The 22,030-nt window shown below is 46.8% G+C and carries 24 protein-coding genes and 1 pseudogene; 16 read left to right on the forward strand and 9 right to left on the reverse strand.

The genetic code is table 11. The annotated features are described in order from the left end of the window. Positions 1-304: 304 nt before the first annotated feature. Positions 305-2,632, reverse strand: coding sequence for a S8 family serine peptidase (locus QUB16_RS09005; protein WP_333315627.1), 2,328 nt, complete (start codon positions 2,630-2,632; stop codon positions 305-307). A gap of 287 nt (positions 2,633-2,919) precedes the next feature. After that, entirely contained in the window at positions 2,920-3,603 is a 684-nt protein-coding gene (locus QUB16_RS09010; protein ID WP_333315628.1) for a hypothetical protein, read from the reverse strand. Between the two features lie 41 nt (positions 3,604-3,644). Between QUB16_RS09010 and QUB16_RS09015 the strand changes: the two genes are divergently transcribed. The 3 genes from QUB16_RS09015 (at position 3,645) to grxD (ending at position 5,096) form a co-directional block, all read left to right on the forward strand. Then, entirely contained in the window at positions 3,645-4,268 is a 624-nt protein-coding gene (locus tag QUB16_RS09015; RefSeq protein WP_333315630.1) for a hypothetical protein, read from the forward strand. Between the two features lie 42 nt (positions 4,269-4,310). Further along, entirely contained in the window at positions 4,311-4,571 is a 261-nt protein-coding gene (locus tag QUB16_RS09020) for a BolA family transcriptional regulator (protein ID WP_333315632.1), read from the forward strand. 201 nt (positions 4,572-4,772) lie between these two features. After that, entirely contained in the window at positions 4,773-5,096 is a 324-nt protein-coding gene (grxD, locus tag QUB16_RS09025; protein ID WP_333315633.1) for a Grx4 family monothiol glutaredoxin, read from the forward strand. Positions 5,097-5,511: 415 nt separating this feature from the next. Here grxD and QUB16_RS09030 read toward each other — a convergent pair whose 3' ends face one another. Further along, positions 5,512-5,766: a DUF6761 family protein gene (locus QUB16_RS09030; RefSeq protein WP_333146016.1), complete on the reverse strand. Its 255-nt coding sequence runs from the start codon at positions 5,764-5,766 to the stop codon at positions 5,512-5,514. A 595-nt stretch (positions 5,767-6,361) separates the two neighbouring features. On the opposite strand from QUB16_RS09030, the gene QUB16_RS09035 reads away from it, so the two are divergent. Further along, positions 6,362-7,093, forward strand: a complete 732-nt coding sequence (locus tag QUB16_RS09035) for a response regulator transcription factor (protein WP_333315635.1) — start codon at positions 6,362-6,364, stop codon at positions 7,091-7,093. Positions 7,094-7,119: 26 nt separating this feature from the next. Here the strand turns inward: QUB16_RS09035 and QUB16_RS09040 are convergent, their stop codons facing one another. Together QUB16_RS09040 and QUB16_RS09045 are read right to left on the reverse strand one after the other, a co-directional pair. Beyond that, a complete protein-coding gene (locus QUB16_RS09040; RefSeq protein ID WP_333315637.1) occupies positions 7,120-7,470 on the reverse strand; it encodes a 4a-hydroxytetrahydrobiopterin dehydratase in 351 nt (116 codons plus the stop codon). Between the two features lie 485 nt (positions 7,471-7,955). After that, entirely contained in the window at positions 7,956-9,323 is a 1,368-nt protein-coding gene (locus tag QUB16_RS09045; protein ID WP_333315639.1) for an aldehyde dehydrogenase, read from the reverse strand. A 163-nt stretch (positions 9,324-9,486) separates the two neighbouring features. Here QUB16_RS09045 and QUB16_RS09050 point away from each other — a divergent pair, with 163 nt between their 5' ends. Both QUB16_RS09050 and QUB16_RS09055 read left to right on the forward strand, forming a co-directional pair. Beyond that, positions 9,487-10,407 (forward strand): glycine betaine ABC transporter substrate-binding protein, encoded by a 921-nt coding sequence (locus QUB16_RS09050; RefSeq protein ID WP_333315640.1) that lies wholly within the window; start codon positions 9,487-9,489, stop codon positions 10,405-10,407. A 164-nt stretch (positions 10,408-10,571) separates the two neighbouring features. Continuing rightward, positions 10,572-10,754 (forward strand): hypothetical protein, encoded by a 183-nt coding sequence (locus tag QUB16_RS09055; protein ID WP_333315641.1) that lies wholly within the window; start codon positions 10,572-10,574, stop codon positions 10,752-10,754. Here the strand turns inward: QUB16_RS09055 and QUB16_RS09060 are convergent, their stop codons facing one another. The 4 genes from QUB16_RS09060 to QUB16_RS09075 all read right to left on the reverse strand — a co-directional run bounded on the left by QUB16_RS09060 (position 10,755) and on the right by QUB16_RS09075 (position 13,891). Continuing rightward, positions 10,755-10,979: a DUF4926 domain-containing protein gene (locus QUB16_RS09060; protein WP_333315643.1), complete on the reverse strand. Its 225-nt coding sequence runs from the start codon at positions 10,977-10,979 to the stop codon at positions 10,755-10,757. A gap of 16 nt (positions 10,980-10,995) precedes the next feature. Then, on the reverse strand, positions 10,996-11,313 hold the full coding sequence (locus QUB16_RS09065) for a DUF6883 domain-containing protein (RefSeq protein WP_333101993.1): 318 nt from the start codon (positions 11,311-11,313) through the stop codon (positions 10,996-10,998). A gap of 15 nt (positions 11,314-11,328) precedes the next feature. Next, the gene (locus tag QUB16_RS09070) at positions 11,329-13,602 is read right to left on the reverse strand and encodes a bifunctional (p)ppGpp synthetase/guanosine-3',5'-bis(diphosphate) 3'-pyrophosphohydrolase (RefSeq protein WP_333315644.1); all 2,274 of its coding nucleotides are present in this window, start codon (positions 13,600-13,602) and stop codon (positions 11,329-11,331) included. 88 nt (positions 13,603-13,690) lie between these two features. Next, positions 13,691-13,891: a hypothetical protein gene (locus QUB16_RS09075; RefSeq protein ID WP_333315645.1), complete on the reverse strand. Its 201-nt coding sequence runs from the start codon at positions 13,889-13,891 to the stop codon at positions 13,691-13,693. A gap of 174 nt (positions 13,892-14,065) precedes the next feature. On the opposite strand from QUB16_RS09075, the gene patD reads away from it, so the two are divergent. The 10 genes and pseudogenes from patD (at position 14,066) to QUB16_RS09125 (ending at position 21,826) form a co-directional block, all read left to right on the forward strand. Then, positions 14,066-14,464, forward strand: a complete 399-nt coding sequence (gene patD / locus QUB16_RS09080; protein ID WP_333315647.1) for a heterocyst frequency control protein PatD — start codon at positions 14,066-14,068, stop codon at positions 14,462-14,464. Positions 14,465-14,509: 45 nt separating this feature from the next. Further along, complete coding sequence (locus QUB16_RS09085; RefSeq protein ID WP_190657725.1) at positions 14,510-15,094, forward strand: zf-TFIIB domain-containing protein; 585 nt, start codon at positions 14,510-14,512, stop codon at positions 15,092-15,094. Positions 15,095-15,457: 363 nt separating this feature from the next. Continuing rightward, complete coding sequence (locus tag QUB16_RS09090) at positions 15,458-17,131, forward strand: ABC transporter ATP-binding protein (protein WP_333315649.1); 1,674 nt, start codon at positions 15,458-15,460, stop codon at positions 17,129-17,131. Between the two features lie 117 nt (positions 17,132-17,248). Next, on the forward strand, positions 17,249-18,322 hold the full coding sequence (locus QUB16_RS09095) for an RNA polymerase sigma factor, RpoD/SigA family (RefSeq protein WP_333315651.1): 1,074 nt from the start codon (positions 17,249-17,251) through the stop codon (positions 18,320-18,322). Between the two features lie 175 nt (positions 18,323-18,497). Then, entirely contained in the window at positions 18,498-18,983 is a 486-nt protein-coding gene (locus QUB16_RS09100; RefSeq protein ID WP_333315653.1) for a GNAT family N-acetyltransferase, read from the forward strand. A 9-nt stretch (positions 18,984-18,992) separates the two neighbouring features. Beyond that, positions 18,993-19,262, forward strand: coding sequence for a hypothetical protein (locus tag QUB16_RS09105; RefSeq protein WP_333315655.1), 270 nt, complete (start codon positions 18,993-18,995; stop codon positions 19,260-19,262). A gap of 94 nt (positions 19,263-19,356) precedes the next feature. Further along, complete coding sequence (locus QUB16_RS09110; RefSeq protein WP_333315657.1) at positions 19,357-19,563, forward strand: glycogen debranching protein; 207 nt, start codon at positions 19,357-19,359, stop codon at positions 19,561-19,563. Positions 19,564-19,937: 374 nt separating this feature from the next. Beyond that, complete coding sequence (locus QUB16_RS09115; protein WP_333315659.1) at positions 19,938-20,933, forward strand: AEC family transporter; 996 nt, start codon at positions 19,938-19,940, stop codon at positions 20,931-20,933. Between the two features lie 74 nt (positions 20,934-21,007). Then, positions 21,008-21,340, forward strand: a pseudogene (locus tag QUB16_RS09120) (Uma2 family endonuclease); the annotation flags it as partial. Positions 21,341-21,412: 72 nt separating this feature from the next. After that, a complete protein-coding gene (locus QUB16_RS09125; protein ID WP_332978470.1) occupies positions 21,413-21,826 on the forward strand; it encodes a nuclear transport factor 2 family protein in 414 nt (137 codons plus the stop codon). Positions 21,827-22,030 lie beyond the last annotated feature (204 nt).

Consider the following 22,030-nt stretch of genomic DNA (forward strand, 5'->3'; position numbering starts at 1 on the left):
ACACGGATACACGGATGGTTTGACTCGTCTGAGGTTTAGCTAATTGGCTAATTTGGCTATCCTCCGTGTATCCGTGTCGTACTGCTTGCTGCTTGTCCCCTCGCGGGGAATAGGTGGAGCGCTACACTGGTTTTGGCACACAGCACGACACGGATTTTGACACGGATACACGGATGGTTTGACTCGTCTGAGGTTTAGCTAATTGGCTAATTTGGCTATCCTCCGTGTATCCGTGTCGTACTGCTTGCTGCTTGTCCCCTCGCAGGGAATAGGACTGAAGTCCGATGCTGCGAACCGATCGCGATTAAACAATGTAAGGAGAATCGATCGCCTTTGCCCGATTAATCGCCACCAAAGTCTGGTAAATCAAAGCCGAAATCTCACCGCGGGTAATGTCCCGAAGCGGCGAAAGCCAATCGCGGGAAGGATAATTAACCACAATCTTCAAAGCAGTTGCTGTAGCGATCGCACTCAAAGCATAATTAGGAATTTGAGAGCGATCGCTGTAAACTTTCAAAGAATCAGGATTGCCGCCCTTAAGTTCCAAACCGTTAACCAAAGACACGATCGCATCAGCCTTAGTTAAATTCTGATTCGGGCCGAACTTCAACCCCGGAAACCCCGCCAAAAACCCCCCCCGATTTGCTCGTTCGATCGCACTTCTCGCCCAAAAAGTAGCAGAAACATCAATAAAATTTGTAGCCGGCACCCTCGGAATCGGACTAAACGCACTCACCAACAGCGCCGCATATTGAGCACGGTTTAAACTGTCATCAGGCCTAAAAGAACCGTCAGGAAAACCGCTAACTATATTCGCCGCAGCCAAAGCTTCAATAAACTTCTGTGCCCAATGTCCAGAAATATCACTGAACACCGCACCCCCGATATTCGGATTGCCGCCGCCCTTTCTCACCGCAGCTTGCACAGCTTTAAAAGCATTCACTTTCCCGTAACCAAACCAATCGCTGCGGCCGTTGTTAGGATCGTAATTTCCCATGCGATTGCCCAACTGGGGATCGGGATCGGGATCGACAATTTTCTCAGCAGTTTGTTCGAGAATTCCCCGCACTTCCCGCGCCGTCAAACGGGGGTTAGCCGAAAGTATCAACCCTGCAACCCCAGCGACTACTGGAGTGGCGCTGGAAGTACCGCCAAAAGTATCAGTATAGTCCCCCCAGTCGTAGCCCCGATCGCCCACTCGATCGGCAGTAAACACCCCCAAACCGGGCAAATACTGCGTCACCTCCGGCGGCGTGGCGATAAATCCGGTTTCTGGCAACCAAGTTCCCGGCGGCGCGTTGTTGCTGGGGGCGCACACCGAGATGCTGGTGCCCCAATTGCTGTAGGCTGCTTTTTTGTTGAGGGAAGTGGAAGCGCTGACGGCAATTACGTCTGGGTGTACGGCAAATCCTGCCAGCCATCTAGTTTGACCCTCCACGACGTTGTTGGGCCAGCCTTTCTCGTTCACAGTACCGTTGACTGGGCGGTTGGCATTGCCCGCTGCGAACAGAATAACGCAGCCTCTGCCGCCCCGCCCTTGGGTTGCTGCTTTGGTGATAACGGCACTCTGCCGCAGGGAAAGGGGATAGTAAACTGCAGCAGGCCCCCAACTGCAAGAAATGACGGCGGCCCCTTTTGCGATCGCCCAATTAAACATTTTTTCGACAGAATTGTCATCGAGAAAACCACTGGTACGGATGGGCATCAGGGCGCAGCCGGGGGCGACGCCGACAATGCCTTTGCCGTTTTCTTCAGCAACCGCGACGCCGGCACAACTTGTGCCGTGGTTGTCTGAGTCGGCGACTGGCATCGGGGAAGTGTCGCCCTCTTTTAAATCGATGGGTGAGACGATTTTGCCTTGGGCTTGAAAATCTGGGTGGGTGATGTCCACTGCATCGTCGGCGATCGCAATTACGATCGATCGAACTCCGCGAGTCATGTTCCAAGCTGGTTCTGCATAAATTTGAGCACCGCCGACAAGTTCGTTGCCGCCTTTGTTGTTGAGATACCACTGTTTGGGATAAAGCGGATCGCGGGGCGTATAATGCTGCTGCGTCTCTACTACAATGTTGGGTTCCGCTACCAGAACTTCTGGATATCTTGTCAGGCGGTTGGCAATTTTGACCGGGTTTTCTGTTGCTTGTTTTGTGACTTCGCAGACGAAAGTGTTGGGAATTCCTTCTACTGGCCGGACTATTTTTAAAGCTGCTGCATTGGCGATCGCATTTCGCGATTGTTCGTCTACTTGTTCGCCAAATTGAATGGTAATTTGGTCGGTTAAATAAAAGAATGTACTCGGATTGTTCGCGGGGCAATAGACGTGGCTGGCAAAAGCTACGGCATCGCTGGCGCGGGCTGCTTGCATTGCTGCTTCTAGGCGATCGGGTGAAACGAGATATTCTTCGAGATTGGTTTGGCCGACGCGACGGTTGAGTTGTGCCCCAGTTGTTGCAGCCCAATCGTTTGAGGCTGATGCTGTTGATGAGGGGCGGACTGTAAAGCGATCGTCCGCTTTTGACAGCAGCAATTCATCGCCGCCGCGCTGCAAAATCACTGCCAGACTTTCATCTGGGACTCCAATTCCTTGATAATTTTGGAGAGTGTCGGAGGTCGGTTTGCTTGGTTGTACCATCAGAAATGTTTTTGTTTAATTTTAATTCAGTCTTACTATATTCTCAAGAACAGGCAGGATGCCTGTTCCACAAAAACTGAATTTTCTTCTTGTGGGGAGTAGGGGTTGGGCTTCTAGCCCGCCCGTAAAAGGCTTATTAACAATGATTCAGCAAGTCCCTCAAACTCACATCTTGCACCATTGTCAATAAGCCTTTTCTGAACAGGCAAGATGCCTGTTCCACAAAAGATAAATTTTCTTGTGGAACAGGCATCTTGCCTGTTCTTGAGAATGGTGCAACATCTCAGTCAAATAAACACACCAGGATTAATATTAAAAAATTCTCCCAGCGCCTTAGCTTGCGCCTTGCTAATCGCCCGTTTCCCATTAACAACCTCAGAGACTACTCCTTTGGAACCAATCACCCCCACTAAATCGGCTTGTTTGAGTTCGCGAACTTCCATGAGATGCAATAGAACATCCTGGGGAGTCGCTTCTGGAATTTGGTAATACTTGGCTTCGTATTCTTCGATCAACAGAGCCCAGAGGCTTAGTAAAGTTTCTTTTTCTAATGTTAATTCTTCCTTAGACATCAGAAAATCGACTTCTGCGAGGGCAAGATCATTATCTTCTTCGTTCAGGATTGGCTTAGGCTGAGATTTAGCCAGCAGTTGACCGTAAGCTGTTCTTTCAATTGCCATATTCATGGTGCGTTCGATTGTTGAATTAGATCGGGACTTACCCATCAAAACCATTGAAACCGGGTTTTCCACCATTTTTAAAGTCTCAAAGGCAGTATTTAGGTAAAAAAACCCGGTTTCTGCGTCCAAGACTAGATTGCCGGGATCAGTCCCATGCCCCGCCATTTCCTTGTTCAATCCAAAATCTAAAATCCAAAATCTAAAATCCAAAATCGATCGCACCCTTTGACATTTCAACAAATTTGGTTTACACTTAGCCGGTTGCGATCGCCAATGGTAAGATCGGCTCAAGCTAAATATTTTTTTAAAGCGCACAGGCGCAAAGTAATTTCATGGTATACTCTGGAACTGTTTGTTGGCTTCGCTCCACTGCCCGGATTACGATCGGGGCGATCGCAGCTTTTACCCTGTTGCAACCGCTCCAAGTCCAAGCACAACAACCTTCTGGGCCAGAGAACCAACCGCAAGTCGAGCCCGCCGACGACCCCACAGACCCCAACAATCTTCGCCCTCTGACGCAAGACAGCAGCTTGCTAAGCGTCCCAGGAGGCCAGCGTTTGATGACAGAAGCCAGCAGTGCTATTTCCTCTCAGAATTACGCACTCGCTACTCAAAAGCTGCAAGAATCCCGCCAAATTTTCAATCAACTGTCCAACTTCTACCAACAACTGGGTAGCAGTTTTGCCGGAATTGACATCCGCTTGGCGGAAAGCCACCGCACAAAAGCTGTAGAAACGGCCCAAATGCGCGACGAAGCTACCTACCGGCTGGCGTTGGTACACCGGGCGCAAAATAAGCCCGAACTGGCTGTGCCCCTGCTGATTCAGATTATTCGATCGCAGCAGCCAACTCGCGACTTGGGCAAGAAAGCTTACCAGCAGTTACTGGAATTGGGTTTTGTGGATTCGCCCTTTCCCCGGCCGGCCAGCGCTCAACCGAGCTCATCGACAAAATAGTTCCACTAAAATCTAAATTACAGTCGTTTATCAGAGAAACCAATGGTTACACCGTCTCAAGTAGCAGAAATGATTAAGGCAGGGTTGCCCGACGCTAAAATACAAGTTGACGATTTGACCGGTGGCGGTGACCACTACCAGGCGAGAGTCGTCTCTGCAGCCTTTGAAGGAAAAAGCCGAGTACAGCAGCACCAACTGGTCTACGCCGCTCTCAAACAGGCAATGGCTAGTGAAGCCATCCACGCTTTGGGCTTGGAAACCTTAACTCCCGCAGAATGGGAAGCGAAAAGTCAAGCTGCTTAATTGTTGAGCGGCAATGGGGTATCACAAGTTTGTGCTTGTGTCAAGAGTTGCTTGAAATACAACTGCTCCACTTACGCACAAAAACCACAAAAACCCGGTTTTTTTACCGGAATCTATGGCTGTAACGAAAGATTTTCGTAAAAAACGCGGTTTCTGCGTCAGTCAACGTTTAAAAATTTTCAAACAATATTAGGACCTACCATGAGTACAACAGCACATCAAAGAATTGACGAGTTGGTTAAGCAAAACAAAATCATGGTGTTTATGAAGGGCAATAAGTTAATGCCCCAGTGTGGTTTTTCTAATACTGTGGTGCAAATTCTCAATACTTTGGGAGTGCCTTACGAAACTGTTGATGTTTTGGCAGACCAGGAAATTCGTCAAGGCGTTAAAGAGTATTCCAACTGGCCGACAATTCCTCAAGTTTATATCAACGGCGAGTTTATTGGTGGCTCGGATATTATGATCGAGATGTATCAAAAGGGCGAATTGCAACAAGTTGTAGAAGTGGCTTTGGCTTCTTAAATTAGAGAGAAAAAACATATCCCCGACTTCTTTAAGAAGTCGGGGAAATAACAGCAATTGCGTTTTACGTTGAATTAGGTTGATTTACTTAATTATTCGTTATAGCAATACTAAATCATTTGTGAATTTCTTACTCCCTCCCCGCAGGTTCGGGGAGGATTGGGGTGGGGTAAAAAATTTACGGCTCATTTAGGAGTGCTATACCAGGCTCTGCCAGGGAACGCCATGCGGTAGGCTCGGCATCGAATTTTTAGGCTCCCAAAGCGAGGCCGAGCCTCTGGACATCGGTTCCCTGGCAGAGCCACGGAACCCGTTACAATTTCCAATTCCCAATTCCCAATTTCCAATTCCCAATTCCCAATTCCCAATTCCCAATTCCCAAATCATCAAGGGTTTATCAAACCGAATTTGCTATTTAATAGTAGTCTGATTCAGCCTGTGTCTGTGTCTGTGGCATTGCAAAATTGGAGGGGTCGTGAATGTAACGCGCTGCTTCTTCCTCTAGTCTGTGAATCAGATAGGGTTCCAGACCGTTGGAATGCCGCAGGGCTGCTAAATAGCCGTCTAAGTAAAGCCGCAGGTCATCGAAGCGATAACCTCTATTCCACATTTCGACGAGGGCGTCGGTGAGTTTTTGGTAGTGCCGGATTGTTTGGGTGTCTTGTAGCATGGTATGAGTTTGAAATCCTTTGTGGTTTGTATAATGACGGCGGGATTTAGGAATGGCCTCGATTGATGCTGAGTGGCTCAGCTTGAAGCTATTTCTAAATAAAAGTTTTTACCCTGCTCAACAGGCTACCCTCCATAAAAAATTTCACTCGTTGCAATGCAGTTGCTCGACTTTTTGCGCGCACCTAGATTATTCGCTGTGCGTTTAAGGGAGTCGGGATGTGGCTGAATTTGACGGTCAAAGTGGCTGAGTGTTCCGGCTACCGAGCGAACGGTTGGAGGAATTCTAGTTTCACTTGCGCGATTTGTCAACCTCCTGGGATTGGGGGCTGGGTCGGGGGGATCGCTTTTAGCAGGCGGTTGGGGCATGGGGTCGATCGGCTTTACACTGTCTTATTTTCATTGTAAGCTTACCGCCAGAATGATTTCACCTTTCTGCAGGCTGACTCTGCCAAATTAACCCAATCTTTAAAATTCCTACCCTAGGTATGTCCGCTGCTTTAAACGCAGCTCATGCTTGAGTAGCGATGGTTACAAAAGCTTGACAAAAGCTCTGTTAACCTTGTAGCAATTAGTGATATGGGAAGCTCGCCTCTGTGGAATCTGCAAGTATTTCAATTGTTGAAGGGAATCCGCACCTGCGATCGCTCTTGGGCTGGCATCTACAGCAAGTCGGTCACTGGGTGCACCAGTCAGCGGATATCAGTCACGCTAGGGAAATATTTTTCAGCCGCCAGCCAACCCTAGTCATTCTGGATGCCCAATTGCCCGATGGGGACGGTTTGGAATTTTGCAACTGGCTGCAACAGCAGCAGCAGTCGCTGATTTTGATGCTGTCGGCGCGGAATTCGGAATCGGATATTGTTGAGGGTTTGAAGGCGGGGGCAGACGATTACCTGACTAAACCCTTTGGGATGCAAGAGTTTATGGCCAGGGTGGAAGCTCTGATGCGCCGCAACCGCACGATGCTACCGCCGGCGACGCTGGAGTGCGGGCTGCTGAAAATTGATTTGGTGCAGCGCCGAGTGAGGTTGTACGACGAACATATTGAGCTGACTCCCCAGGAATTTAGCCTGCTGTACGTGCTAGCTCAAGCTGGAGGAGTGCCGCTGTCGCGATCGGATTTGCTGCGTCGGGCCTGGCCTGATGCTATTGATAACCCCCGGACGATCGACACTCACGTACTCTCTCTGCGTAAAAAAATCGAAATAGACCCGCGACAGCCGAGCCTGATTCAAACTGTACGGAATGTCGGCTACCGGCTGAATCTGGAGTTGTTGAATAATGCCAATCAACATTCACCAGTGCCCAGGGCGGTGCTTTCTTAGACTACGATCGGGCTATAAGTCGGATTTTATTTTGGGAATTGATTGGCGATCGCATCTGTTTTCGCAGCCATAATAAAGTCATTGCGATGCAGTCCAGAAATCTCGTGAGTCCACCAAGTAACGGTAACTTTCCCCCACTCGGTTAACAGTGCGGGGTGATGTCCTTCAGTTTCTGCTGCTTCGCCGACGCTGTTTGTAAAGGCGATCGCACTTTTGAAATCCGGGAATTCGTAGGTGCGTTCTATTTGGGGAATGCCATTTTTTTCGATCAAATTCCAGTCGGGAATTTGAGTTTTGAGTTGGACAATTTCGTAAGCTGTGACGCGCGGAGAGTTTGGGTGGCAGGCGGCACAGGGTTCTTTGGCTAAAGGTTCCATAAATTGCTTGTTAGCGAGAAGATGCTAAAAGATATTATAGACATTTCTAATGGGAATTATTTTGGATGGGCAACTGTCCTTTAGGAGGGACATCTTGCACCATTTTCAATCAGGTTTTTATGGGCCGGTAGGATGCCCAACCCTACTCCCCACAAGAAATTCACTCTTTGTGGAACAGGCCGGAAAGCCTGTTATTGAGAATGGTGCAAGGTAGACATTGCGATCTAAGGAATGAGAATTAAATAACTTCCACAAGTTTGTGGGATGGGCGGGACGCCCATCCCACAATAACAATTAAAATTGTAAGTTATTTAATTCGCGCTCCTAAATCGTTCCAAAAACAGATGAGCAATCATTTAAAATTTAGGGAAATAATCGTTCACCGTGGAATCGCTTAACCGATAATATCAGGAATGGGCGGGTTGATTTGGCTATCTCGGTGATATTGTAAACGTTGGCGAACCCGCCCCTCCAAGTGCGATCGCTCAACCGATAATTTTCTTAATCAAATCCAACTTACCCTTATAGGGAGCGTACCGCCATTTTAAGTCAAGTAAAAATGACTTTTGCAGCACGCTTTTTTGATGCGAAAAGGTGTCAAAACTTGCTTTGGCGTGATAGCTACCGATGCCGCTGTCGCCAACTCCGCCAAAAGGTAAATCTTTTACCCCCACTTGCATAACCGTGTCGTTGAGACAAACTCCCCCCGAAGAAGTTTCCCGCAAAACTCGCTCTTGTTTCTCTTTATTTTTGGAGAACAAATACAAAGCTAAAGGTTTGGGACGGGCGTTGATTTGGGCGATCGCCTCTCCGAAATCATCATACTCTAAAACTGGCAAAATCGGCCCAAAAATCTCATCTTGCATCACCGGCGAATCCCAGGAAACACGATCTAAAACCGTCGGTGCAATATATCTATCTTCCGGCTTAACTTCCCCACCGACGACAATTTCTCCATCTTTGATAAACCCACTCAAACGGTCTAATTGCCGCTGGTTAATAATCCGCGAATAGTCGGGACTTGTTTGCGGATCGTCGCCGTAAAATTCGTGAATTGCTGTTTTAATTGCTGTCATCAAAGCAGGTTTAACTTTTTTATCAACTAACAGGTAATCTGGAGCGATGCAAGTTTGTCCGGCATTGAGGAATTTGCCCCACGCAATGCGTTTTGCGGTGTATTCAACTTGAATATCTGAGTCTACAATGCAAGGACTTTTGCCACCTAATTCCAAGGTTACAGGTGTCAGGTGTTTAGCGGCAGCTTCCATGACAATTCGACCGATTTTAGTGCCTCCGGTAAAGAAGATGTGGTCGAATTTTTCGGCTAGTAATTGTTGGCTGATTTCGACTCCTCCTTCGACGGCGGCTACATAAGCGGGATCGAAGGTTTTGGATATCATGTCGGCGATAACTTCGGAGGTGTGCGAGGCGATTTCCGAAGGTTTGAGAAGTGCACAGTTGCCGGCGGCGATCGCCCCGACCAAAGGTGATATCATTAGCTGAAATGGGTAATTCCAAGGCCCGATGATTAAAACTACGCCCAAAGGTTCTGGGTAAATGCGGGCGGATGCTGGGAATTGATCGATCGAAGCAGGCACTTTTCTCGGCTTTACCCACGATTTGAGGTTTTTGAGGGCATAATTAACTTCGGCAATCGATGCGATTTCAAGATAAGCCTCGAATTCCGGCCGACCGAGGTCTGTCTTGACAGCATCGACTATTCGTGATTGATTAAGTTCGATCGCACTTTTCAGTTTTTTCAGTTGTTCAAGCCGAAAATCCACATCTTTCGTTTTCCCAGTCGCAAAAAATTGCCGCTGCTGCTGGATAATATCGCTGACGCTGATTACCATTTTTTGTCCTCCATGTCTATAAATAAATGTTACAACAGGAAAACGGAACTTGGGTAAAGTGCGATCGGTGTTAGAGCGCAGACTTCTTGAAGAAGTCTGCGCTCTGGGCTTTATGCTATAACTTATAAGGTATTAATTGTAGATGTTTAATTTGAGTTAAGTCATGAAAATATCTAAGAACGATTTTTTTTTCTATTCCTGCTGGCTGCTTTGCTTGCTTGCAGTAGCAGGATGTACCTCTAAGCCCGAAAAGCAAGTTGTCATCTGCTCGAAAGACTTTACCGAACAAGCCATTCTCGCAGAAATTTTAGCACAGCACATCGAAGCTAAAACAGATATCAAAGTAGAACGAGAACTGAATCTCGGAGGTTCGCTTTGCCATCAATCCCTAACAGCAGGTAAAATCGATTTGTACGTCGAATACACGGGGACTGCTTACGCCAACCTGCTCAAACAGAAACCGATTTCTGACCCCAAAAAAGTCCTCGCTTACCTCAAACAAGAATATCCCAAAAAGTTTAAAGCAGAATGGACGGAACCGCTGGGATTTAATAACAGTTTTGCGATTATTGTGCGGGGAGACGATGCCAAAAAACTCAATTTACAAACTCTCTCGCAACTTGGGAAAGCTGCACCTAACCTCCGGGCTGGTTTCGGCCCAGAATTTAACGAGAGAGAAGATGGATTTCCCGGATTGGCTAAAACTTACGGGATTAAGTTTCGAGAACAACCGAAGGAATTGCTGTTAGGATTGCTTTATCAAGCGCTGCAACAAAAAGAAGTAGATGTGATTGCTGGTAATACGACGGATGGTTTGATTCAAAGTTTAGGTTTAGTAGTTCTCAAAGATGACAAGAACTATTTCCCGCCCTACGAAGCAGTTCCGGTTGTGCGATCGCAAATTTTGGAGAAATACCCGGAATTGCGTCCAGTGTTCGCAGAATTGGGCGGGAAAATCTCCGAAGAAGATATGCGTAAACTAAACTATCAAGTTGACGGGAAACAGCAGGAAGCGGGACAAGTGGCGCGGGAGTTTTTGCAGCAAAAGTTAGGGGTTGCAAAGCCTGTCGCTCCTGCGAAATAAAGGGGTGCATTGTTCTGCCTGTTTGCTGAACCGTATTGTGGTTAGCTATACTATTAGTTATACTCATATAAATAAATGAAGGTATAAAGCTATGACAACTGTCAAAACTGCTATCTCATTGCCAGCATCTTTATTTGAACAAGCGGAAACAAAAGCTTTGCGAAATGCAAATTTCGCAGAGCTTTTTGATCGAAATAGCGCTTGAAGAATTTATCCGGCGTCGCGAAAATCAACAACTGTTAGAAAAAATTAATGCTGCTTGCGAAGCACCTCTCTCTGAAGAAGAACAAATTTTGCGTCGCAAGATGAGTCGCTCTCATCCCAGGCTGGTGGAAGGCGAAGGGTAATCAATATTTTCCAAGTTGCAAAACAGCAGCTTTTATTGCTTCTATCTGCGACTCGGCAACTTCAACCGTAATTTCTTCGACATTGAACCCCTCTAAGCTATAACCATCTTCTTCACCTTCAGGCATCTGGTAGTGCTCGACAATAGTTGCTGTATCACCTTTTTTTAGGCCATACTTAGGAATATCTTCTCGCAATGCTACCTGTGAAAACAGTTCAAATTTCATGGGGTTTAACCTCTAGTCAATCAGGAACTAATGTAACAAATCTGGTTTCGGATGGAGTAACTATCCAAACGGTTTTAACTTGTAAAATCGTACCGTTTGGACCTGTTAAACTGCCTTTAATCATGTACTTTTGACCGTATCTGGTGTTTTCCATTTGCTCCGCTTCCAGAGGAAGTATCTGGCTTCTTAAATCTCGATCGAGCTGTTGCCAGTTTTCTATGCTGTAACCACCTCGATCGAGAAACTGAGATTTGTCGTCTTTAGGAAGCCGGATTAATAAATAGTTGGTCAGCTTTGCTGAAGGAATAACCGAGTTAAGGCTGAGTTTGGCCATAGGAAGAATTTCCTGTTAATTCCCTTCACTCAGCCTCCGCAAATTCAAAATATCGCTCATCTTTTTAATTTGCATACAAGTGCGCTCGAACTGTTGTTTATCCTGGATATCCATGCACAAGTCAATTAATGCAGGCAATCCGGGATATGTTTTGACTTGAGCGCTGCGGACGTTTACTTGGTTGTCCTTCAAATGCGATAAAACATCGTTGAGAACTCCCACTCGATCGAGGGCTTCAATTTGAATGTTAACCGGATAAGTGTTGGGTCGAGATTCATTGCGGTTGCTGGAATTCCAACTCACAGGAACCAAGCGATCCCCAGGCACGTTCTCAACATTTGAACATCCTTGCCGGTGAATCGAAATTCCGCGAGTGCGAGTCACCACTCCAATAATTGATTCCCCAGGAATCGGACAGCAACAGCCAGATAAATGGTAGAGCAATCCCTCTACACCTGCGATCGGCGATTTGCTCGGAGACGAACTCGGTACTGGTTTCGGTGCCGTTGATGCAGGTATTAGCTGGGGCAATTCGTGGGTTCCTGCAGGAGCCGCTTCAATTTTTTGCTGCACTTTTACTAAATCTCGCAGTCGATTTACTACGAGATTTAGGGTGACTTCGCCGTAGCCCAAACCGGCGATTAAATCTTCGACGCTGTGGTAGTTGCAGCGCTGAGCCACCGATTGCATGGGATCAGATTTCAGCAAAGATTCTAAGCCGTTTTTACCTAATTCTTTTTCCAGCAATTCCCGCCCGCGAGCGAGATTTTCATCTCGGTGCGATCGCTTCAACCACTGGCGAATTCGGTTTTTGGCTCCGTTTGTCTTGACAAAATTCAGCCAGTCGGAACTCGGATGACCATTTTTTTGGGTCAAGATTTCTACAATATCGCCGTTCTTTAAAACCTTGTCTAGTGTTACCATTCGCCCGTTGACTCTGGCACCTGTGCAGTGATTGCCAATTTCTGTGTGAATGCGGTAAGCAAAATCTACGGGAGTTGATCCGCTATTGAGAGCAATCACGTCTCCGTTAGGAGTAAAAACGTAAATATCTTCGTCGAATAAGTTGTCCTTAATGCTTTGTAAATATTCGCGATCGTCTTTGAGGTCGCTTTGCCATTCAAGGAGTTGTCGCAGCCAAGTAAATTTTTCGTCATCGCCGGTGACTTTTGTGTTAGAACCGCCGGTTTCTTTGTATTTCCAGTGCGCGGCAATGCCGTATTCTGCAATGTGGTGCATTGCTACGGTGCGGATTTGCACTTCGATGGGGCGGCCGCTGGTTCCGATTACTCCGGTGTGCAAAGATTGGTAGCGGTTGGCTTTTGGTAAACCGATATAATCTTTAAAGCGGCCGGGAATCGGGCGGAAAGAATCGTGGACGATCGCCAAAGCCCGATAACAGTCATCATTGGTTTCTACTATGATCCGCACCGCCGCAATATCGTACACTTGCTTAAACCCTTTTTGGCGGCGCTGCATCTTCCCGTAAATCCCGTACAAATGTTTGGGACGGCCGCTAACTTCGTAGCATTTAATGCCTAAATTGTCAAGCCTTTCTCGCAAACTATCGGTGACTTCTGCGAGTTGAGTTTCTCGATCGGCCCGCTTCTCGGCCACCAATTCCTGAATTTCGCGGTAAGCTTCAGGTTCCAGGTATTTAAACGCTAAATCTTCCAATTCCCACTTAAAGCGGCCGATACCCAAACGGTTTGCGAGGGGAGCAAAAATATCTCGGGTTTCTAGGGCAATACTGCGCTGCTTTTCCTCGGACAAATGCTCCAAAGTCCTCATGTTGTGCAGCCGATCGGCGAGTTTGACGACAATGACGCGAATATCTTTAGCCATTGCTAGGAACATTCGGCGGAAATTTTCCGCAAGGCGCTCTGTTTTGCTGGAAAAATTAAACTTAGAAAGCTTGGTGACACCTTCAACCAACTGTCGCACTTCCGCGCCGAACCGCTGTTCTATTTCTTCGAGAGTAATATCTGTATCTTCAACAATGTCGTGGAGGAAGCCCGCCGCAATCATGACGTTGTTGCCGCCCATATACCGCAGTATTCCAGCGACAGCTACCGGATGGCAAATGTAAGGTTCTCCCGATTTGCGGTATTGTCCTTGGTGCAAGTCGCGGGCAAATTCAAAGGCCCGACAAATTAAGCTGTCGTCCGTGGAACAATTCGGGTTAGCGCCCCCATCAGGCTCCGATCGAGCATTCAGGCATTCTTGCAGCCAATCGGGAACTACAGCAGGATCGATCGAAGGAGAGGGAGTCAGAGTGTTCGCGTTCATGGGGTACACCTTTAAAACTTAGAAATACAAATGGTTAAAAGCCGGTTTCCGGTTGAATTGCCGAAATTATGTGTTTAGCTATACTAAACTACTTGAATGCCACAATTTGCAATTCAAAAAAATAGTCGATTTTTCTCAAACTATACCTATCGAATTCCGAGTCGTCGCCCGTCGGAGGTAGGAAAATATAGTGACACCACTGCGGCGGCTGCAGTCTGTCGATCGGGGAAAATCGGGTAAAATAAGCATATTTTGGCGGTAGCAGTTGAGGTTGCGGGGCGATCGGCATTTACCGGCAACGCTAAACTCAAAGCAGCAGCCAGAAGGGTAGAGTTAGGGCAGAAAATCAAAAAAAGTTCTCAAAAAACAGGGAATAGCTCCAAAAACGCACAGCTTCCCTCCCTATGAGCAAACTTAAGTAAGTATCTACTTTGATTATAAATACAAATTTGTTTACAAAATCATGATATTGTCCGAAGACCGCCGCCAGTGCTACCAAGAATTACAGCAAGCGCTAGAACAACTACAAAGAACTGCTGCACAGGATAATCTGGATCGGGCCGCGCTGGCGATCGAATACAGAAAAGTGCAACAATTTTTCGGAAACCAAATTATGAGAGCCGAAAGCGATGAGTTAGACGCCTCAGAAACACCCCCAGAGCAGTCCTACTTGACGGAAATTCACAAGCAACTGCGGTTATTGGGGACAGATGTCACGTTTTTGCAAGCGTCGCGCCAGCCAGCGACAGCAAAGGCGAGGCAAACTGGGGCGATCGCGCGGCTTAACACGCTAATTGGCTACTGTGGCGCGCTGCTGCAAAAAAATTCTGGTTCTTCAGGGCCCGCCCAGATACAGAATTAATAATTGAATTAACAGGGAATTAATAAGGCAAGGAGAAATAAAGCGGTGGAATGTCCAAAATGTAAACATCCCAATTTAGAAGGCGGTACCTTAGCCGGCCGTATGTCCGTGCAGTGGTGTCCCAACTGTTACGGTATCTGGATTCCAGGCAGAGAATACGAAGCTTGGCAAAAAGAGCAAAGCCAGTGGTACAACAAATCCGAGAAGCCTGATGCGACAGGGACTCTCGGCATAGAATTCACCCCGTCTGTCTACGACAGCAAAGCAGCCCTGTGTCCCGAAGACGGTCACTATCTGTCGCGGGCGAAAGTTCCTTTCAGCAGAGTGCCCTTTTACATAGAGCGCTGTATGTTGTGCGGGGGCATTTGGTGCGATAACGGCGAGTGGGACATTCTCGAAAGTCTGGGATTCCACACCGAGATTGACAAGATGTTTTCTGCGAATTGGCAAGCTAAGGCCCGCGTGCAAGAACTCGCATCTCGGGAACGTCAAGTGCTGACTGAGAAGCTGGGGCCGGATATCGCCGGATATGTGTTGGAACTCGCGGAAGTTTTGGCAGACCATCCTCACGCAGATTGTGCCGCTACTTACATACTGCGGAGAGCTGAGTTGAAGCGAAAGGAAATTTAGTCAGTTGATGGTTGTCAGTTGTCAGTTGTTAGTTGTCAGTTGTCAGTTGTCAGTTATCAGTTGCTCGGTGAATGATGTACTAATAAAAGCTTTGTTTGTAGCTATTTTTATTTGTATTTACAAACAGCAGAGCAGTCTCTTGCCCATAACTAATAACTATGAAACACTAAGAAGTAACAACTAACAGCCAGTATATTGACCATTAAATAACAAATAACAACTGACCACTGACCACTGACTACTGACCGAAAGCATCCAGGATACAAGCCCCCGAATTTATCTCGCGCAAGTTAATGCTTTAATTCTTTAATCTAAAATCCAAAATCTAAAATCTAAAATCGATTGACTAAGGACTAATGACTAATGACTAATGACTCTTCTCTATTTTCCGTTGACAATCTGCGAGTAGCTTATCCTCAGCGGCGGGGCCAATCCGGTTGGGCAGTAGACGGGGTTTCCCTGACGCTGAAACCGGGGGAAAAGCTCGGATTAGTTGGGGAGTCTGGGTGCGGTAAGTCAACTTTGGGAAGGGCGGCGATGCGGTTGCTGCCGGATTCAACGCTGATTGAGGGGCGAGTTAGTTTTGCGGGAGAGTCGGTGTTTGATATGAATGCTTCGCGGCTGAGACGGTTTCGGGGCGAAGCTGTAGCATTGATTTTTCAAGATCCGATGACTCGTCTCGATCCTTTGATGACTGTAGGAGAACATTGCATCGAGACTTTGCAAGCTCACAGGCCGAATTTGGATCGCAAGCAAGCTAAGAAACGGGCGATCGAAACTCTGGAAGCTGTGAAAATTCCCGCGTCTCGTTGGTCGCAATTTCCCCACGAATTTAGCGGCGGAATGCGGCAAAGAGTAGCAATTGCTTTGGCTCTTTTGCTCGATCCCAAATTAATTGTGGCGGACGAACCGACTACAAGTTTGGACGTAACTGTAGCTGCTCAGATTTTGCAGGAATTAACCAGACTTTGTGAGGAACGGGGAACGGCTATTTTGTTGATTTCTCACGATTTAGCGATGGTGGCTGAGTATTGCGATCGCATTGCGGTGATGTACGGCGGTAAAGTCGTAGAAACAGGGCCGGTGCAAAACGTTTTTGAAAAGCCGCAGCACGAATATACTCGATCGCTCCTCAAAGCAGCTTTGCACATTCAAGCCGATTCTGACAAAGGGTTAGCATTCGAGGAAATCAGGACTGAAGCCGTTACTGCAAACTCAACAAATGCGCCTCTTTTGACCGTAACGAATTTGCAGCAACACTACAGTTTAGAAAGCAATTTATTAGATCAGTTGTTTAGCCGGAATCGCCAGGTAATTAAAGCCGTAGACGGCGTTAGTTTAGAGCTACAACGGGGAGAAACCCTAGGGCTGGTGGGGGAGTCCGGCTGCGGCAAAAGTACCTTGTCACGCACGATTTTGCAGCTAATTACCGCGACGGGTGGCAAAGTGGAATTTCAAGGAATAGATATAACTGCCCTGAACCGCGATGCTGTGAGGAAGCACCGCCGCGAAATGCAAATGATCTTTCAAGACCCCCATGCTTGCCTGAATCCGATGATGACTGTCGGGCAAAGTATTGCTGACCCTTTGTTTATTCACAAATTAGCTAATGGCAGCGAAGCGAAAAAACAAGTAATCCAAATGTTAGAGCGGGTGGGTTTAAGTCCAGGGGAGGATTTCTTTCGTCGCTATCCGGGGGAATTGTCAGGAGGACAACAGCAGCGAGTTTCGATCGCCCGTGCTTTGATTACTCGGCCGCAACTGATAATTTGCGACGAACCTGTGAGTATGCTGGATGCCAGCGTGCAGACTCAAGTTTTAGAGCTGATGTTGGAGTTGAAGCAGGAATTTAATTTGACTTATCTGTTTATTACGCACGATTTGTGGGTGGCGAGATTTTTTTGCGATCGTATTGCGGTAATGAATGCTGGAAAAATTGTTGAAATCGGTAAGACTAGGGATATTTTTACTAATCCGCAGCACCCTTATACTCAGCAGTTGTTGCAGGCTGCTCCTTTACTAGCCCGAACTAATTGATTTGGGATTTGGGATTTCGGATTTGGGATTTCGGATTTGGGATTTCGGAAATTTCCGGTTAAATTGGTTAAAGTTAAGGGATACTTTTCAAATCCTTCCACCGACACCAAGCACGATATGGCAGAATCTGACCTAGGCAGTTTTGCGGTGGCACCCGAAGCCTCATTCGCGATCGCAGAAGATGAAGACACCGAGATCGATCGTCCGACGGTAACTCGATCGTCAGCATACAACAACTGGTCTGCCGACGATCCAGTGGGAGCTTTGTTCAAGGAAATGGCTCGGTATCCTCTACTGACAGCAGCCGAAGAAGTAGAGTTGGCGCGCCGCGTTCAAGAATTGGTAGCCCTGGAGAAACTAGAACAGCGTTTGCAGCAGGAATTGGACAGAGTGCCGACAAAAGCTGAACTCGCAGCGGCTTTGGGAGTGAGCGAAACTCAAATGCAACAGCTTCGCCACCAGTGTCAGTCGGCGAAACGGAAAATGATCAGCTCGAATTTGCGCTTGGTAGTTTCGATTGCCAAACGCTATCTTAATCGGGGCGTGCCTTTTCTCGATTTAATTCAGGAAGGAGCTTTGGGTTTGAATCGTGCAGCCGAAAAGTTCGATCCGGAGAAGGGTTACAAGTTTTCTACCTATGCCTATTGGTGGATTCGCCAAGGAATTACCCGGACAATTGCCAATCAAGGGCGGACGATTCGCTTGCCTGTTCACATTGTCGAACAGTTAAATAAACTCAAAAAAGTTTATCGAGATTTGAAGCGTTCTCTTCAACGCAATCCAACTGAAACTGAACTTGCTAGAGAAATGCAAGTTACTTGCGAACAGCTTCGCTACCTCCAGCAAGTACGTCGGCAATCTTTGTCTCTCAACCACCGCATCGGCTCAGAAGAAAGTTCGGAACTTTTGGATGTTCTCGAAGATAACGCGACGCAATCTCCCGAAGCTCAGATGAATGAGATGATGATGCGCCAAGATATTTTGGAGGTGTTGGACAGTATTTTGACTGAGCGGGAAAAAGAGATTGTTGCTATGCGTTACGGTTTGCTGACAGGCGAACCTTACACTTTAGAAGAGGTCAGCAGTTTGTTCAATTTGTCCCGCGAACGAGTCCGTCAAATTCAAAATAAGGCAATGCGAAAGCTGCGTCGCCCTCAAGTGACGGAACGATTGAAGGGCTGGTTGAAATAAACTAAAAAACCTTGAGTTTGCCTTTTGAAAAATCTTAAAATTATTGTGGGGGACACTCGGACGCGGCCGTAAATATGCTTGTTTAAGGTGGAAAAACTTAATTAAAAATTACAAATTAAAAATGTCTTGATGTGGTATTTTTAATTGTTGATTGTCGCGTACTACTTACTTATTTATGTCTTCTGAGGTAATTTTGCGCCCCGCTACCCGCGCCGACGTGCCGGTGCTGTTTGATTTGATTAAAGCTTTAGCTGAGTACGAAAAATTATCTCATGCCGTTACTGGCAATGCCGTTGATTTGGAGAATCATTTGTTTGGCGCTCGACCTTTTGTTGAAGCGATTTTAGCCGAGTGCGAGGGTCGAGTTGTGGGCTGGGCGCTATTTTTTTACAATTATTCTACTTTTTTGACTAAGCCGGGAATTTATTTGGAAGATTTGTTTGTACTCCCTGAGTTTCGAGGGCGGGGAATTGGCAAATCTTTGATAGTTTATTTAGCGCAGTTGACAGTAGAAAGGGGCTGCGGGCGTTTGGAATGGAGCGTTTTGGATTGGAATGAATTGGCGATCGGATTTTACAAGGGTATCGGTGCTGATGTGATGCCCGACTGGCGGATTTGCCGGCTTGCGGGCGAGTCTTTGGCAAATTTGGCATCGAAGTAATTAAGGCGTGTGGAACAGGCATCTTGCCTGTGTGTGGAACAGGCATCTTGCCTGTGTGTGGAACAGGCATCTTGCCTGTGTGTGGAACAGGCATCTTGCCTGTGTGTGGAACAGGCATCTTGCCTGTGTGTGAAACAGGCATCTTGCCTGTGTGTGAAACAGGCATCTTGCCTGTGTATGGAACAGGCATCTTGCCTGTATGTGGAACAGGCATCTTGCCTGTGTGTGGAACAGGCATCTTGCCTGTGTGTGGAACAGGCATCTTGCCTGTTAAGCTAAAATGCCACACTCAGGTTAATTAATACCTACCTACTTAATTGACCAAAATATAGGAAAATTTAGATAAGAGTTAAGTTAATTGGGAGAGTAGAGCGTGATTATTTGGGTAAACGAGCAAATCGATCCGTCGGGTATTCTTTATTCTTGCATTGCTTGTCGCGATGAGACTCAAGCGAAGGATTGCCACGAATCTTTTGAGAAGAATTTGACGGCAGAGCAAAAACAGCAGGGCTGGGTTGCTACCTTGCGGACTGTTAGTTCTTGGGATGAGGTGCCTGTTAATGCTTTGAAATTGAATTAATGAGTGCAAGTCATCAGCAGCTTTAGTCTCACCCTGTTTTTGTTCGATCGAAACGGCAGGAAAACGTTGCACGTCTGTTCGTCCAAGGCAAGATAACTCGATCGCACACTTGTGAAATTAACAGAAGTTTTCTGAAACAGAAGGCAAAAAGCTGCAAGTATTTGGGGCTGCCCGTCTGAGGATTGTGCCGTGGAAGGTGCGGGAATTTGGGCGGAAATTTTCGGGCCGGCAGTGCTGCGAACACGCTAGGACGAAAAAGCGTGCAAGTGCGATCCTCTTCGAGGGCTCCGCTAACGACTATTCGCATTTATTAAACTGATTTTAGCATTACTATTAATAGATAGAGGCATTTCCAATTGTCTAGTTAAATTTTTATGATTGAAACCTTATTTCACGCTTATACGCCTCTAGTTATCTGGACGGGCTTAGGACTGCTGCTGTTTCGGTACATCCCAGTTGATTTTCCCAAGCTGCTGAGCCACTTTCTTTTCTGGATTGGGATACCGCTGCAAATTCTAGTTTTAGCCCGTCAGAGCGATTTTTCGGGTGCTGTGGGATTCACGCCGGCGATCGCCATATTCGTGTTATTTCTGAGTACGAGTTGTGCTTGGCTGACTTGGGTATTATTGCGTAGGCTGAGTGCGGCCCACATCAAAAAGCCCTATTTTCAGGGCAAAAATTCTCTGGTAAATTTATTCTTAGTAAATTTTAATTCCCTGAAGCGATCGAGCGAAGGGAGTTTTATCCTAGCGGCGATGTTAGGGAATACGGGCTTTGTTGGATTAGCAATCACCCCGTCTATCATCAGCACCGATAACACCAACTGGGCTGTCTTGTACAGCGTCACTAACAACGTTATTGGAACTTATTGTTTCGGTGTATTTATTGCTAGCTATTTTGGGAACTCCGAGCAAAAAAATCACTGGTGGACTCAGATCCGGGACGTGCTGACAGTTCCCGCCCTGTGGGCTTTTTTAATTGGTTTTTATACTAGAAACATCCCCCTGCCCGAAATAGTGGAGTCTGGATTCCAGACTGCTGTTTGGGTGGTAATTGCTAGTGCTTTGTTGCTGGTTGGCATCCGGCTGAGGTCTATTAAGAAATGGGAAAGTTTTGAACTGGCGTTAATCCCGTCGCTGTTAAAAGTGGTAATTGTGCCGGTACTGATCGGATTGGGTGCTAGTTATTTCGGATTGAGTGGCGATCCGAGGTTTGTGTTGGTGTTGATGTCGGGAACGCCCACAGCTCTTTCGGTGCTGATTTTAGCAGAAGTCTACGAGCTCGATCGCGATTTGTTAGCTAGCAGCATCGCCATCACTTCTGTCGGTTTGTTGCTGATGCTTCCGCTATGGTTAGCTGGGTTTAGTTAATATTAGCTAAAGTTTCAAATCAGATTGCTCTAAAATTTCGCAGTACAATGAACAATAACTGCACGGAAAAGACGATGAACGAGACAATAACTGCTACAGGTCTGCCTCCTGCATTCCCCGACCATACCCAATTGCCAGACGAAGACGGTACATTTGTGAAAAATTTTCAGGAGCATCCTCAGAGCATAATTCTGACAGATTCGATCGGGCCGGTTGTAGAGCGACTGCATCCAGACGGACAATATGCGATCGGGCAAGATTGCGGCATTTACTGGCGAGAAACTGACCCGCCAGAGCGAGGTGCAGAAGCACCGGATTGGTTTTACGTGCCGAATGTACCGGCAACACTTGACGGTTTTCGCCGTTCTTATGTACTTTGGCGGGAACACATGGCTCCGTTCATTGCTAAAGTCGCAAAACTCTCTCTGTAGCGCTCGCATCCCGCACCTGATATTTTATAATCACAAAAAACCAAGCTTATGGAAACTAAACCACCTCTACCGCCCTTTACGTTGGAAACAGCTAAAGCCAAAGTTCAAGCTGCTGAAGATGCCTGGAATACCCGCGATCCAGAACGAGTAGCCTTAGCTTATACGGAAGATTCTCAGTGGCGAAACCGTGCCGAATTCTTCAGCGGACGGGAACAAATAAAGGCTTTTTTAAGACGGAAATGGGCAAAGGAATTAGATTACCGTTTAAAGAAAGAACTGTGGAGTTTTACAGACAATCGGATTTCTGTTCGATTTGAGTATGAGTGGCACGATGATTCTGGCTACTGGTATCGCGCATATGGTAATGAACAGTGGGAATTTGCCGAAAATGGGTTAATGCGAAGACGTGAAGCTAGTATTAATGATGTTCCGATTCAAGAATCTGAACGGAAGTTTCGATAGGAGTTATCTGTGAGTTTCTAGACGCCTAAACCGGGTTTTTTAGGAAAATATGCAGGTTTATAGTGAGCACTTTAGTCATGATTGATATCATGGCCGGTCGATTACCCCTAATACGGTAGGGGCGGGTTCACGAAAAATATCTGCCAATAATTGACAATCTCAAAAACCCGCCCTTTTAATCGCGGTCACTCGATCGGACATGAT

It is taken from the genome of Microcoleus sp. D3_18a_C4 (assembly GCF_036702415.1).
GTDB lineage: Bacteria > Cyanobacteriota > Cyanobacteriia > Cyanobacteriales > Microcoleaceae > Microcoleus.

Coding starts and splice junctions, on each gene's coding strand:
- QUB16_RS09005 (WP_333315627.1), bottom strand. CDS start 2,632: ATGGTACAACCAAGCAAACCGACCTCCGACACTCTCCAAAATTATCAA.
- QUB16_RS09015 (WP_333315630.1), top strand. CDS start 3,645: ATGGTATACTCTGGAACTGTTTGTTGGCTTCGCTCCACTGCCCGGATT.
- QUB16_RS09020 (WP_333315632.1), top strand. CDS start 4,311: ATGGTTACACCGTCTCAAGTAGCAGAAATGATTAAGGCAGGGTTGCCC.
- grxD (WP_333315633.1), top strand. CDS start 4,773: ATGAGTACAACAGCACATCAAAGAATTGACGAGTTGGTTAAGCAAAAC.
- QUB16_RS09030 (WP_333146016.1), bottom strand. CDS start 5,766: ATGCTACAAGACACCCAAACAATCCGGCACTACCAAAAACTCACCGAC.
- QUB16_RS09040 (WP_333315637.1), bottom strand. CDS start 7,470: ATGGAACCTTTAGCCAAAGAACCCTGTGCCGCCTGCCACCCAAACTCT.
- QUB16_RS09045 (WP_333315639.1), bottom strand. CDS start 9,323: ATGGTAATCAGCGTCAGCGATATTATCCAGCAGCAGCGGCAATTTTTT.
- QUB16_RS09050 (WP_333315640.1), top strand. CDS start 9,487: ATGAAAATATCTAAGAACGATTTTTTTTTCTATTCCTGCTGGCTGCTT.
- QUB16_RS09055 (WP_333315641.1), top strand. CDS start 10,572: ATGCAAATTTCGCAGAGCTTTTTGATCGAAATAGCGCTTGAAGAATTT.
- QUB16_RS09060 (WP_333315643.1), bottom strand. CDS start 10,979: ATGAAATTTGAACTGTTTTCACAGGTAGCATTGCGAGAAGATATTCCT.
- QUB16_RS09065 (WP_333101993.1), bottom strand. CDS start 11,313: ATGGCCAAACTCAGCCTTAACTCGGTTATTCCTTCAGCAAAGCTGACC.
- QUB16_RS09070 (WP_333315644.1), bottom strand. CDS start 13,602: ATGAACGCGAACACTCTGACTCCCTCTCCTTCGATCGATCCTGCTGTA.
- QUB16_RS09075 (WP_333315645.1), bottom strand. CDS start 13,891: ATGCCGATCGCCCCGCAACCTCAACTGCTACCGCCAAAATATGCTTAT.
- patD (WP_333315647.1), top strand. CDS start 14,066: ATGATATTGTCCGAAGACCGCCGCCAGTGCTACCAAGAATTACAGCAA.
- QUB16_RS09090 (WP_333315649.1), top strand. CDS start 15,458: ATGACTAATGACTCTTCTCTATTTTCCGTTGACAATCTGCGAGTAGCT.
- QUB16_RS09095 (WP_333315651.1), top strand. CDS start 17,249: ATGGCAGAATCTGACCTAGGCAGTTTTGCGGTGGCACCCGAAGCCTCA.
- QUB16_RS09100 (WP_333315653.1), top strand. CDS start 18,498: ATGTCTTCTGAGGTAATTTTGCGCCCCGCTACCCGCGCCGACGTGCCG.
- QUB16_RS09115 (WP_333315659.1), top strand. CDS start 19,938: ATGATTGAAACCTTATTTCACGCTTATACGCCTCTAGTTATCTGGACG.
- QUB16_RS09125 (WP_332978470.1), top strand. CDS start 21,413: ATGGAAACTAAACCACCTCTACCGCCCTTTACGTTGGAAACAGCTAAA.